The sequence below is a fragment of the Streptomyces antarcticus genome (genome assembly GCF_026627255.1).
In the GTDB taxonomy this organism is placed as follows: domain Bacteria; phylum Actinomycetota; class Actinomycetes; order Streptomycetales; family Streptomycetaceae; genus Streptomyces; species Streptomyces antarcticus.
Window position 1 is genome coordinate 250,659 of the sequence record NZ_JAPNLM010000006.1, and the last position, 14,512, is coordinate 265,170.

At 69.2% G+C, this 14,512-nt stretch carries 2 protein-coding genes and 1 pseudogene; all 3 read left to right on the top strand.

Annotated elements, in window-relative coordinates; all coding sequences use genetic code 11:
• Window positions 1-11,463, top strand: a pseudogene (locus tag OTB16_RS12635) (SDR family NAD(P)-dependent oxidoreductase); the annotation flags it as partial.
• A gap of 579 nt (window positions 11,464-12,042) precedes the next feature.
• Entirely contained in the window at window positions 12,043-12,240 is a 198-nt protein-coding gene (locus OTB16_RS12640; RefSeq protein WP_267720259.1) for a site-specific integrase, read from the top strand.
• A 324-nt stretch (window positions 12,241-12,564) separates the two neighbouring features.
• Window positions 12,565-14,202: an MFS transporter gene (locus OTB16_RS12645; RefSeq protein ID WP_267720214.1), complete on the top strand. Its 1,638-nt coding sequence runs from the start codon at window positions 12,565-12,567 to the stop codon at window positions 14,200-14,202.
• Window positions 14,203-14,512: the final 310 nt, after the last annotated feature.

Genomic DNA, 14,512 nt, shown 5'->3' on the forward strand with positions numbered 1-14,512 from the left:
CTTCGCGACTACCTCAAGCGGGCAATGGTCGACCTGCGGGGGAGCCGTCAGCGTGTGCAGGATCTGGAGGAGCGCGCACACGAGCCGATCGCGATCGTGGGCATGGCATGCCGACTCCCGGGCGGTATCGCCTCCCCGGAAGACCTGTGGGAGCTGCTGAGCGCCGAACGTGACGCGGTCGGTCCCTTCCCGGAGGGCCGCGGCTGGGACCTGGAAAACCTGTACCACCCAGACCCCGACCACCTCGGGACCTCGTACACCCGCGAAGGCGGCTTCCTGTACGAGGCGGACCGGTTCGATGCCGAGTTCTTCGGCATCAGTCCTCGCGAGGCGGCGGCGATGGATCCCCAGCAGCGATTGCTGCTGGAGACGGGTTGGGAGGCTTTCGAGCACGCAGGCATCGCCCCGGCCGCGCTGAGGAGCACCCGTACCGGGGTGTACGTGGGCGTCATGTACGACGACTACGGCTCCCGGATCCCCGCTGCGCCCGAGGACTTCGAGGGCTATCTGCTGACCGGAAGCGCGGGCAGCGTCGCGTCGGGTCGTTTGGCCTATACCTTCGGGTTGGAGGGGCCGGCGGTGACGGTCGACACCGCGTGTTCGTCCTCGCTGGTCGCGCTTCATCTTGCTGCTCAGTCGCTGCGTCAGGGTGAGTGTTCGATGGCGCTTGCTGGTGGTGTGACGGTGATGGCGACACCGGGCACGTTCGTGGAGTTTTCCCGGCAGCGTGGGTTGTCGCCGGATGGGCGGTGCAAGGCGTTCTCGTCGTCGGCGGATGGCACGGGTTGGGCCGAGGGCGTGGGTGTGCTGGTGTTGGAGCGGCTGTCGGACGCGGAGCGCAGTGGGCATCGGGTGCTGGCGGTGATTCGTGGTTCCGCGGTGAATCAGGACGGTGCGAGCAGCCGGCTGACTGCGCCGAATGGACCTTCACAGGAGCGGGTCATTCGGGCTGCGTTGGCCAACGCGCGGCTGTCGGCGTCCGAGGTGGATGTCGTGGAGGCGCACGGTACGGGTACGCGGCTGGGTGATCCGATCGAAGCGCAGGCGCTGGTGTCTACTTACGGCCAGGCCCGTGGAGACGACAACCCGTTGTGGCTGGGTTCTGTCAAGTCGAATATTGGTCACACGCAGGCCGCGGCGGGTGTCGCGGGCGTGATCAAGATGGTTATGGCGATGCGTAAGGGGGTCATGCCCTCGACTTTGCACGTGGACGAGCCGACTTCCGAGGTCGATTGGTCGGCGGGCACGGTGAAACTGCTGACGCAGGCTCAGCAGTGGCCGGAGCTCGACCGTCCGCGTCGGACGGGTGTGTCGTCCTTCGGGATCAGCGGGACCAACGCTCACGTGATCCTCGAAGAGGCGCCGCGCGACCGTGCCGTCGATCCGGTGACAGGACCGAACCCTGTTGTACAACAGTCGGAGTCGGGCCCACCGACGCTGCGGGCACCGTGGTTGCTTTCGGCCAAGTCGGAGACCGCGCTCCGGGCACAGGCGAGCCGGCTGCTGGCCTGGCTCGCCAACCACCCCGAGGTAGATGACGCCGATGTCGCTGCCGTCCTGACCGCTGCGCGTGCTCAGCTGGATCGGCGCGGCGCGGTGCTCGGCGCCGACCGGGCCGGTCTGCTCGCCGGCCTCACGGCCCTGGCCGCGGGTTCGGCATCCCCGCATGTGGTGTCAGGTGTCGCCACCACCGGCGATACGGCCTTCCTGTTCACCGGTCAGGGCGCGCAACGTGTCGGTATGGGCGCGGGGTTGGCCGCGGCGTTCCCGGTGTTCGCCGCTGCCCTCGACGAGGTGTGCGCGGAATTCGATGCCCTGCTAGGGGTATCGCTGCGCGAGGTCATGTTCGGCGAGACCGGTGGTGCCGGGAACAGCGTCGGCGACACCGAGCGCATGGCCCCGCTTGACCGGACGGAATTCACGCAGCCTGCGCTGTTCGCGTTCGAGGTAGCGCTGTATCGCCTCTTGGAGTCGTTCGGCGTGACCCCGGATGTGGTGGTCGGGCATTCGATCGGTGAGCTGGCCGCGGCCTATGTGGCCGAAGTGTGGTCGCTGGCCGACGCGTGTCGGCTCGTTGCCGCCCGTGGTCGATTGATGGGCGCGCTGCCGACCGATGGAGCGATGCTCGCCGCCGCGGTGTCGGAGGAGCGGGCGCTGGAACTGCTCGCGGCCGGGACGGTCTCGTTGGCGGCCGTGAATGCGCCTGCGGCGACGGTGTTCTCGGGCGACACGGCGGCGATCGTCGCACTGGAGGACCGGCTGGTGGACGAAGGTGTGAAGACGACCCGGCTGACGGTCAGTCACGCCTTCCATTCGGCGTTGATGGAGCCGATGCTTGCCGAGTACGAGCAGGTCGCCAGGTCGGTGGCGTATCAGGCGCCACGAATCGGTGTGTGCTCCACGGTGTCCGGAGCACCGATCGGTCCCGAACTGCTGACGCCGCAGTATTGGGTGCGGCAGGTGCGCGAGGCCGTGCGGTTCGCCCCGGCGGTGCAGTCACTCGTCGACGTCGGCGTGCGCCGGTTCGTCGAGGTGGGTCCGGATGCGGTGCTGGCGGCGCTGACCCGCCAGACACTGATCGACGAGGTGGCGTCCCGCTCGCTGGTCGCGGCGGCGTCACGGCGCGGCGTCGATGAGGTCGATCAGTTTCTGCGGTTGCTCGCCGCCGCCCATTGCTCGGGCGTTACCGTCGACTGGGCGACGCTGTCGCCAGGAAGGCCGGTCACCCACCTCGACCTGCCTGCCTACGCTTTCCAGCATCGCCGTTACTGGGTGCAGCCCGACGACGGTGCGCTCGGTGACATGGGCCGCGCTGGTCTCGCCGCGCTCGATCATCCGATGCTGCGCGTCGCCGCGCCGCTTGCCGGTCGCGACGAATGGCTGTTCAGCGGCAGGCTTTCCACCACCGAACAGCCGTGGATCGCCGACCACACGGCCTTCGGAGCGGTGCTTCTGCCCGGCACCGGGTTCGTGGATCTCGCGTTGGCCGTGGGTAGCAGCCTGGAACTGCCCGTCGTGGACGAACTTGTCCTGTCGACCCCGCTGCTGTTCGACGGTGCCGCTGCCGTGGACGTGCAGGTCTCGGTGACCGAGCCCGACCACACCGGCCGTCGACGCCTGTCGATCCACTCGCGTGCCGTCACCGGCACCGCGCGGTCCAACCCGGGCGAGCCGGACTGGACGCTGCACGCCACCGGCACCCTCGCCCCCGCCGACGGCGTGACGCCGGCCTGGATCGACCCCGACTGGCCGCCGGCCGACGGCACGCCGATCGACGGAACGCGTCTGTACGACCGGCTCGCCGACCTAGGGTTCGGCTACGGCCCGAATTTCCAAGGCGTGCGCGCGGCCTGGACCAGTGGTGACGACGTGTTCGCCGAGGTGACCCTGGACGAGACGACAGCGGGCCGGGCGGCGGGCTTCGGGGTGCATCCGGCGCTACTGGACGCGACCTTCCACGCTGCCATCGATGGACTCGCCGACGACCTGCCCGACGGCAGGCTGCCGCTTCCGTTCTCCTTTGGCGGCGTCCGTGTGTTCCGGCGCGGCGCCACCGCGGTCCGCGCCCGCATCATCCGTTCGGGTCCCGAGAAGGTGCGCATCGACGCCTGCGACGCCACCGGCGCCGCGGTGCTGTCGATCGACGCCGTGCTCGCCCGCCCCGCGGACGCGCGCGCTCTCGCCGGTGCCCGCAGCCCGCTCTACGCTCTCGACTGGACGCCGGTGACGGCACCTGCGAAGTCGGACCAGCAACTGGTCGCACTGGGTCGACCCGTCGCGGGTTGCGCCGAGACGTTCGGGGATGTCGCGGCGTTCGCGACAGGGGGCCACACGGGCGCCGCTGTCGTCTGGTCGCCCGAAACGGCGTCGGCGGACGGTGACGACGCCCCCGCGACTATCCGCACCGCCGTGCACAACGCCCTCGCGGTGCTGCGCGACTGGCTCGCCGAACCGGGCTGCGCGGACTCGACGCTGATCGTGCTGACCCACAATGGAGCAGGTCTGCCCGGTGAGACGCCGGACCCCGCGGCAGCGGCCGTCCGGGGCCTCGTACGCAGTGCGCAATCGGAACATCCGGGGCGCATCGTGCAGGTCGACCTCGACGACAACGACCTCGCGGACCTACACCAGCGGATCGCCGCCGCAGCCGCCACGGACGAACCACAGCTCGCGATCCGTGACGGCGCCACGGTGGCACCGCGGCTGATTCGTACGACCACCGTCGAATCGACCGGCGAGCCCTTCGGCGATGGCACGGTCCTGATCACCGGCGGCGCAGGCGGATTGGGCGCCGTCACCGCACGCCATCTGGTCACCCGGCACGGGGTGCGCAGACTGCTGCTCGCCTCGCGCCGCGGCTTCGCCGCGCCGGGCGTGGCGGAGCTGGTCACCGAGCTGACCGCGCTGGGCGCCGACGTACGCGTCGCCGCGTGCGACGTCAGCGATCGCGCCGCGGTCGCGGCGCTGCTGGAATCCGTACCGGCGCACGAATCGGTGACCGCTGTCGTGCACACGGCGGGCGTGGTCGACGACGGCACCATCGAAACCTTGACCGCCGAGCAGGTGGATCGGGTGCTCGCCCCGAAGGTCGATGCCGCCTGGCATCTGCACGAGCTCACCCGCGACATGGACCTGTCGGCGTTCGTGCTGTTCTCCTCCGCCGGGCCGCTGCTCGGTGGGCAGGGCCAGGGCAACTACGCGGCCGCGAACGCGGCGATGGATGCGCTCGCCCAGGCGCGCCGCAGCGCCGGCCTGCCCGCGCATTCGCTGGCCTGGGGGCTGTGGAAGCGCGGCATGGCCGAGGCATTGAACGACCCGGGTGCCGAACATCTGGCGCGTCAGATCCGCACGCGTCTCGGTTTGTCCCCGATCGAGCCGGACACAGGCATGCAGATGTTCGACGATGCGTTGACCACCGGCGAACCGATGCTGATGACCGCGCTGCTCGATACACCCGCCCTCACCGCGCTGGGCCGGCTCGGCACGCTACCTGCGGTGCTGCGCGGCCTGATTCATGTACCGCCGCGCGGCCGGATCGCCGACAGCCCCTTGCGCCAGCGGTTGCTCGACGCCCCCGCCGATCAGTGGGAGGCGCTGATCCGCAATGAGGTCCGCGCGATCGCCGCCGCGGTCCTCGGCCACGAGTCGGCCGACGCCATCGACCCCGAAACACCGTTCACAGCACTGGGCTTCGACTCGCTCGCCGGAGTCGAGTTCCGCAACCGGGTGACCGCCGCCACAGGTGTTCAGCTTCCTTCCACGCTGGTGTTCGACTATCCGACCGCCGCCGCTGTTGCGGGCTTCCTGCGTACCCGGGTCGACGGTTCGGCGCCGACGCGACCGCGCCCCGCCTCGACCAGGGTTAAAGCAAGGGCCGACGAGCCGATCGCGATCGTCGGCATGAGCTGCCGGTATCCCGGCGGCGTCGAGAATCCCGACCAGCTCTGGGAACTGATCGCCGGGCGCGTCGACGCGATCACCCCGATCCCGGGCGACCGCGGCTGGGACCTCGACCACCTGTACGACACCGACCCGGGCAAACCTGGCAAGATCTACACCCGAGAAGGCGGATTCCTGCATGCCGCAGGTGATTTCGATGCCGCCTTCTTCGGAATCGGACCCCGTGAGGCAGCGGCGATGGACCCGCAGCAGCGATTGCTGCTCGAGGCGTCCTGGGAAGCGCTCGAAGACGCCGGTATCGATCCGACCTCACTGAGGGGCAGCGACACCGGGGTGTACGCGGGCGTCATGTACCAGGACTACGGCTACAACGCGCGCGAGGCCGCCGACGGTGCCGCGGAAGGCTATCTGGCGACCGGATCGGCCGGCAGCGTCGTCTCCGGCCGGGTGTCCTACACCCTCGGTCTGGAAGGACCCGCGGTGACGGTGGACACGGCATGTTCGTCGTCGCTGGTGGCCTTGCATCTGGCGGTGCAGGCATTGCGCGCCGGGGAGACGTCGCTGGTCCTGGCCAGCGGGGTGACGGTCATGTCGACTCCGCTGCTGTTCGTGGAGTTCTCCCGGCAGCGGGCACTGTCACCGGATGGGCGCTGCAAGGCGTTCTCAAGTGCTGCGGACGGTGTCTCGTGGTCAGAGGGCGTCGGCGTGCTCGCCCTCGAACGGTTGTCCGACGCGCAGCGCAACGGGCGCCCGGTGCTGGCCGTGATCCGCGGTAGCGCAATCAATCAGGACGGTGCGAGCAACGGCTTGACCGCACCGAACGGTCCGTCCCAGGAGCGGGTGATCGCGCAGGCACTGGTCAACGCAGGGGTGGCCGCGGCCGAGGTGGACGCGGTGGAGGCGCACGGCACCGGCACCACGCTGGGTGACCCGATCGAGGCGCAGGCGCTGATCAACGCCTACGGACAGGATCGCGCCGAACCGCTGTGGATCGGGTCGTTGAAGTCGAACATCGGGCACGCGCAGGCGGCTGCCGGTGTCGGCGGTGTGATCAAGATGGTGCAGGCGCTGCGGCACGAGATGTTGCCGCCCACCTTGCATGTTGACGCGCCGTCGCCGCACGTGGAGTGGTCGGCGGGCGAGGTACGGATCCTGACCGAGGCCGAGCCGTGGCCGGTCGGGGAACGTCCGCGTCGGGCGGGAGTGTCGTCGTTCGGGATCAGCGGGACCAACGCGCACGTGATCCTCGAAGAGGCGCCCGCGGTTCCGCCGCGGCCGGTCGATCTACCGCGCCCGGCGGCCATGCCGTTGCTGCTGTCCGCGCGGACGACTGCCGCGCTGCGGACCCAGGCGCGCCGTCTGCACGACGCGCTGCGCGAACGTCCGGAGCTCGACCTGACCGACGTCGCGGTGACGCTGGCGTTGCACCGCGCGCGGCTAGAGCAGCGCGCCGCCGTCGTGGGCTCGGACCGGGAGACGCTGCTGGCGGCCTTGGCGCGCCTGGCAGCCGACGAGCCGGGACCGGGTATCGCCAACGGCGCTGGTCAGACAGGCAAGACAGCGTTCCTGTTCACCGGTCAGGGCGCACAGCGGATCGGGATGGGCGCTGGGCTGTACCGGGCGTTCCCGGCTTTCGCGGCCGCGCTCGACGAGGTGTGCGCGGAATTTGATGCACACCTGGGGCATTCGCTGCAGGATGTGATGTTCGGCGCGCAGCGCACCGGCATCGGGCAGGAAGCGAGTGAGCTCGACGCGCCAGCCGCTGCGAGCGGCGCGACTGCCGAGACTTTGCTGGACCGCACCGAGTACACCCAGCCGGCGTTGTTCGCGTTCGAGGTGGCGATGTATCGCCTTGTCGAGTCGTTGGGCGTGACGCCGGATGCGGTGGCCGGGCATTCGATCGGCGAGCTGGCCGCAGCGTATGTGGCCGGTGTGTGGTCGTTGTCGGATGCGTGCAGACTCGTTGTGGCCCGGGGTCGATTGATGGGGGCGCTGCCGACAGGTGGGAGCATGCTGGCCGCCGCGGTTCCGGAGGGGCGGGCCGTGGAGCTGCTGGCGGCGGGTGATGCCGATCCGGCAGTCGCCGCGGTCTCGCTGGCCGCTGTGAACGCTCCCGATGCGGTGGTCTTCTCCGGAAGCACCGAGGCGGTATCGGCGCTCGAGTCGAGGTTGGTGGCCGAAGGCGTCAAGACCAGCATGCTGCGGGTGAGCCACGCGTTCCACTCCGCCTTGATGGATCCGATGCTGACCGAGTTCGCAGAGATCGCCGCGGGCCTGACGTATCACGAGCCACGAATACCTTTGTGGTCCACGGTTTTCGGCGCATTCGCCGGCGATTCGGTGGGTACGCCGGAATATTGGGTACGGCAGGTGCGCGAGGCGGTGCGCTTCGCCCCGGCGGTGCAGTCACTGCTCGATTCGGGTGTGAGCCTGTTCGTTGAGCTGGGCCCGGACGCGGTGCTGACGACCATGACCCGCGCCACTCTGGCGACAGACCTCGCAGCGCGCGCATCGGTGGTCGCGGGATCCCGTCGCACAGTCGCCGAACCCGAGCAGCTGGTCGCCGCGCTGGCAACCGCGCACTGCGCGGGCCAGCCGGTGCGGTGGGCGGCCTACTTCGGAGCTCGACCGCAGCCACGGATCACGTTGCCCACCTATCCCTTCCAGCACGAACGATTCTGGCTGCTGCCCGCGGAGGCCGCTGCGCCGCACGCCGGCGGCGACTCCGCCGACCATCCGCTGCTGCACGCCCAGGTGCAGCTCGCCGGCAAGGACGAGTGGCTGTTCACCGGCAGGCTCTCGCTGCGCACGCACCCATGGCTCGCCGACCACGCTGTCTTCGGCACGATCTTGATGCCAGGTACCGGATTCGTGGAACTGGCTCTGGCCGCTGGTGCCCGGCTCGGCGTGCCGCGCCTGGCGGAACTGGTGCTCGCGACGCCGCTGATTCTCACGAGCGATGGTGCTGCGGATATTCAGCTCGTCGTGGGCGAACCCGACGCCGATGGGCACCGGACCGTGGCCATCCACGGCCGCGCTGCCGACGCCTGGGTGCTGCATGCCCGTGGCCTGCTCACGCCCCCCGCGCCGACCGCGGCGCCGGGCTGGTCCCATGTGTGGCCTCCCGTTGTGGGCGATCCGGTCGACGGGCAGCAGGTGTACCGCGCGCTCGGCGACCTCGGCTTCGGGTACGGCCCGGTGTTCCAGGGTGTTCGCGCCGTGTGGTCGCGTGGGGAGGAAGTGTTCGCAGACCTGGCGCTCGACACCGACACCGCAGCGCGCGCCACCGCCTTCGGACTGCATCCGGCACTGCTGGACGCGGTATTCCACGCGGCTGTCGGCCATCTCGCCGAGGGCGGGCCCGACGGCCGGGTGCCACTGCCTTTCGCCTTCGACGGTGTCCAGCTGGCACAGTCCGGCGTGAGTGCCTTGCGCGTCCGCATCGCCCGCATCGCACCGAACACCTTGCGCGTGGACGCGGTCGACGCGACCGGTGCCCTCGTGCTGAGCATGGAGTCGGTGCGGGCCCGCCCGATGGAGCGGCAGGCGCTGGCCCAGCTGCGCGGCGCGGCACCGTTGTTCGACCTCGAGTGGGTCGCCGTGCCTGCCGTCTCCAAGGCGGACACCGGGCGCATCGTTGTGCTCGGCGACCCGGCGACCGTCGAGGCCCCTGAGCCCCCGACATGCTGTGTCGATCTCGCGGAACTTGCTGTGCTACAGGATGTTCCCGACACGGTGGTATGGTCGGCGCCCCGCGGAACCGGTGCCGGCGCGGCGGACATACACGCCGGCGTTCTGACGACGCTTGCACTGTTGCAGGACTGGATAGGCGCCGAACACCCCGGCCGGCTCGCGATCGTGACGCGCACGGCCGCCGGACTGCCCGGCGAGGAACCCGATCTGGTCGGAGCCGCCGTGGCGGGCCTGGTGCGCAGCGCACAGTCCGAGCACCCGGGCCGGTTCCTGCTCATCGACCACGACAGCGACGCCCTGCCGATCAAGTCGCTCGCCGACGCCCTGGCCCAGGACGAACCGCACATGGCCGTTCGCGAGGGTCGGCTCCTGGCACCGCGATTGCAGTCGCTGCCCGCCACCGAACCGGGCGTGCCACTGTCGTTCGACCACGGCACGGTGCTCATCACTGGCGGCACCGGCGGCATCGGCGCGATCGTCGCCCGGCATCTGGTCGCAGCGCACGGCGCACGACGGCTGCTGCTGGCATCGCGGCGCGGTGCCGCCGCGGACGGCGCCGCCGAACTGGTCGCCGAGCTGACCGACCTCGGCGCCCACGTCCGGGTCGTGGCGTGCGACGTCACCGAACGCACCGCGGTCCACGCCCTGCTGGCCGGCATCGACACCGACGCCCCGCTGACCGCCGTCATCCATGCGGCGGGCGTCCTGGACGACGGCACGCTCGACACCCTCACCACCGCGCAGACGACACGGGTGCTGGCACCGAAAGTCGATGCGGCACTGCACCTGCACGAGCTGACCCGGGACCTGGATCTGTCGGCGTTCGTGCTGTTCTCGTCCGCGGCGCCGTTGCTCGGCGGACAAGGACAGGGCAACTACGCCGCCGCGAACAGCGTGCTGGACGCGCTGGCACGCGTGCGGCGCAGCGCGGGCCTGCCCGCGCACTCACTGGCCTGGGGACTGTGGACCGTCGGCATGGCAGGGATACTCACCGGGGACGGCGCCGAGCAGTACGCCCGCCAGATCCGGGCCAGGCTGGGCCTGATCCCGATCGACCCGGAGTCCGGGATGGCGCTGTTCGACAACGCACTCGCGACCGATCGGGCGACACTGACGACGGCACTGCTGGACACGGCGGCGCTCACCGCCCTGGCGCGCGGCGGCACACTACCCGCGGTACTGCGCGGCATGATCCGGGTTCCCCCGGCCGCCGCGAGTGCCGGTGTCAGCCTGGCGCGGCAGCTGGCCGCACTGCCCGACGCCGACCGCGACGGTGCGATCGTGCGAGAGGTGCGCAACGTCGCCGCGGCGGTCCTCGGCCACCTGTCCGGCGACGCGATCGACCCGCACGCGCCGTTCACCGAGCTCGGTTTCGACTCCCTCGGTGCCATCGAATTCCGGAACCGGCTCGCAAAGCTGACCGGGCTGACGTTGCCATCGACGCTGGCCTTCGACCACCCGACCGCCACCGATGTGGCGAAACTGGTGCGATCGCTGATCGAGGAATCCGACACCGGCGTGGTCGAGCAGGCACCGGCCGGCGTGCGCGGCACGATCACCGACCTGGTGTCGGCGGCGCATCGCCGCGGTGAGCTGGCAGGGGCGATGCCCCTGCTGATCGCGAGCTCAGCTCTGATGACCACGTACCCCGCCGACCAGGCCGCCGCACAGCGCCCGGCGGCGCAGCTCCTGGCGCGCGGCGCCGCGGCACCGGCACTGATCTGCATCCCCTCGTTCCTGCCGGGATCGGGCCCACACCAGTTCGCCCGCCTGGCCCGCGAACTGGGCGGCGAGCGGCAGGTCAGTGCGTTGCGGCTGCCCGGCATGCGCGCAAGCGACGACCTGCCGGCGACATGGGCGGCGGCGATCGAGAGCCTCGCCGCGGCCGTCGCGTCGGAACTGGAGCGAAGCCCGGTGGCGCTCATCGGCTATTCGATCGGTGGTGCGCTCGCCCATGCGGTCGCCCGGCGGCTCGAAGACGACGGCGGCGAGCTCGCGGGCGTCGCGATGATCGACACCTACTCCCCGGAAGATCTCGAACTCAAGCGCCTCGTGCTCACCGACGCGCTGGGGCAGATCTTGTCCCGGGACAACGCACTGACCCCCGTCGACGACCACGGCCTGGTCGCCTTGGGCGGCTATGTGCGGATATATCCCGAGCGCGAGGCCAAGCCGATCGCCGCGCCGACGCTGAATCTGCGGGCCACCGAGACGCTGAGCAGCTTCGGAGACGCCGACCCCGTCCCCGACTGGCAACACCGCGGACCGATCGAGCGCATCGAGTCAGATCACTTCTCGATCATCGAGGAACAGGCGGCAGAGACCGCCGCGCACCTCCGGCGCTGGCTCGATTCACTCAGCGGCCATTGATGTCCGAACCGACAGAGTCAAGGAACGAGGACACATGACACCCCTGGACGAGCCCGGTCGCCCGCGCGGCGTGCTCGGGCGCCTGCGCCGAGCATTCGACGACGTTCACGCGGTCCGCCGCTACTTGGGGCACGGCCCCGTGTCGACGGTCAGGTAAATCCCCACCCCTGTGGTCACGACCCCCAGCGGGGCGCTGAGCGTTGATCACGCCGTTGGCCACGCTCGAACCAGCCTGATGCCGGTGCCCGGGTTGAGGGTTCTGGCCTCTCGGAGCCGTCGAGGTCCCTCGACGGCTCCGAGAGGCCGACGGACACACCGGACGGCAAGAAGCAGCTGGCGCTGGCGGAGGCGGCCGGGATCACTCCGGGAGGGCCGCCGATGACCCAAGGCCGTCCGGTTCGAAGACGGTGAAAGGGGTCTCTCGGCCCGGACCATCAAGCGCCGACTCGCCAGCGTCTCCGCCGCAGCGGAAATCGCGGGGCACCGCTCCTGCGCACACCCCGAACTCTCCCGCGGGCCCTCGGACCGGGCGAGGTCGAATTGGTCCTCGGCGCGCTGAACACCGCGCGCGACCGGGCAATGGTCCTGGCGATGCTGCTGGGCGGACTGCGCCACTGCGAAGTCCTCGGTCTGCGCCCGTGTGACCTCTCACCGGGTGAGCGTCGGGTATTCATCAGCGAGGGCAAGGGCGGGCACCAGCGCCTGATACCCGTCCCTGCGCAGTACTTCAGTGCGGTCGGTGACTACCTGGACCGCGAGCGGGGGCGTGGGCACTGATCACAAGGTCGGGGGCCGGCTGTGATGCGCGGGACTCTCGCTCGAGCAGGTCGACGACGCCATCCCCCTCTACAACCCCGGCTGGCTGGTCCCTGGCGCGAGTCGGCGATCACCGCGGCGTCAACCACACAACCGTGCTGAACAAACTGCACGAACGGGCGTCGTCGCAGGACGCGGTGCGACAGCTCACTGGAGGGCATGAAATCCGCTCACTCGCAAATTCGACAGAGGCACAAAATTAATCGGTCCGCAAATGCGGCAGAGGGGCACATATTCCGTTCGGTCGCAACAGTCTTAACGAGAAATTCTAAGCTTGACAGCGTCGTGGAGTTTGCTTATGGTCCAGTCGTTCAAGTTCCTGCCGATCGATATCCGAAGGTGTTCATGACCGCGCCGCCAACGTTGCCGAAGTCCAGGCAGCAGTTGATTCTTGCCATTCTTATGTTGTGTTCGCTGCTGATTTGGCTGGACAATACTGTCCTGAGCACTACGCTGGAGACCCTTGCAGACCCGGTCCGTGGACTGGGGGCCAATCCCGGTCAGCTGCAATGGGCGACCGGTTCGTACACTCTGGCCTTCGCTACATTGATGTTCGCTGCAGGCGCACTGGGCGATCGGTTCGGTCACCGGACTGTGTTTTCCAGTGGCTTGGTGATCTTCGCGGGGTCCTCGCTGTGGGCGGCGTACGCAAGCGATGCGGGCCAGCTGATTGCAGCACGAGCTGCGATGGGGGTGGGCAGCGCGCTGATCACGCCCGCCATGATGGCCATCCTTATGTGGACTTTTACTGGCCCCGCGCGGGCTGCCGCGATCGGCATTTTCTCGACGTCGGCCGGGGTCGGAATGGCTGCCGGCCCGGTGCTGGCGGGGTTCCTGCTCGATCATTTCTGGTGGGGCTCGGTCTTTCTGATCAATGTCCCGGTCGCGGCATTGGCGTTGGTCGGGCTCGCTGTGCTGGTTCCGAATTTCCGCAGCCCCACTGTTCGACCAATGGACCCCGCTGGAATGTTGCTGTCGATCAGTGGGCTCGTGGCGTTGGCCTACGGGCTGATCCGGGCGGGGCAGGTGACGGTGTGGACTCGTACCGACGTCTGGGCGCCGATCGTTGTCGGTCTGGTTCTGCTGGCCGTTTTCGTACTCGTCGAACTGCGTGTCAAGGTGCCCGGCTTTGACCCGCGACTGTTCGCGCAACGCACCTTCGGTGGCGGCAATGTGGCGCTCGGATTGCTGCTCTTCGGTGTGGCCGCCATCACCTTCTATAACGCGTTCTACCTGCAAGGCGCGCTCGGGTTTTCGCCGATGAAGGCGGGTTTGGCCAATATCCCGACCGCATTCGGCGCGCTCGCGGGGGCGCCCCTTGCCTCGCGCCTGGTTCGCCGCCTGCCGCTACGCCTTGTCACCGCGCCCGCGCTAACCGTGGCTGCGCTGACCATGGGCGGGTACGGGTTCCTCGGACTCCAGACTCCACTCGTCTGGATCGAGATCCTGTTGTTGATACAAGGTTTCTCGATCGGCATGGTGATCGGCCCCGTTACGGCCGCATTGATTAGCGACCTGCCGTTGGAACAGGCCGGTGCGGGATCGGCCGTCACCAACACCGTGCGACAAACCGGCAGTGTGATCGGAATCGCAGTAGGCGGCACGATCATGTCGATCATGTACCGACGTGCGATCGAACCTTCGCTGGAGGGTGTACCCGGTCCGGTGCAGGATCAGGCGCGAGTTTCCGCCGAACAAGCCCGCCACGTCGCCGCCACTATGCACCGGCCCAGTCTTGCTCAGGCTGCTGATAATGCGTTTATCCATGCTATGCACGTCGGCGCGGGCTGGATCGCGGCTATCGCACTCCTCGGAGCGGTTGTGCTGCTCATTACCTTGCCTGCTGCCGGAAAGAAGAAGAGTCCGACAGCGGAGCCGGACTACGAAGAGGCCCGCAGCTCCGAGCCTCGATCCACCGCGTGAGAGGCTGTCGCGGATCCAGGTTGGGTGGTTCCGGGTCGGATGCCCCGGGCACGGACGGGCCTGCCGCCGGGCGTCGCGGCGGCGAACGGGGTGAGAGTTCACCGATGCATTCTCTGGGTCGGCCGCGACCGACGGCGGCGTGGTGCTGCGGTCCTGAGACGGGGCCGTCGGCACGGGTCGGGCAGTGGTGGAACAACGGCGGAATGCGTGACGTGCTATACGGTCAGCCGTCATGGATTCAGTCGTAGGGTCATGATGCCGTCCCTACGCCCTCGAACTGGGCAAATGAAGGTCTGATGTGGATCCGCCG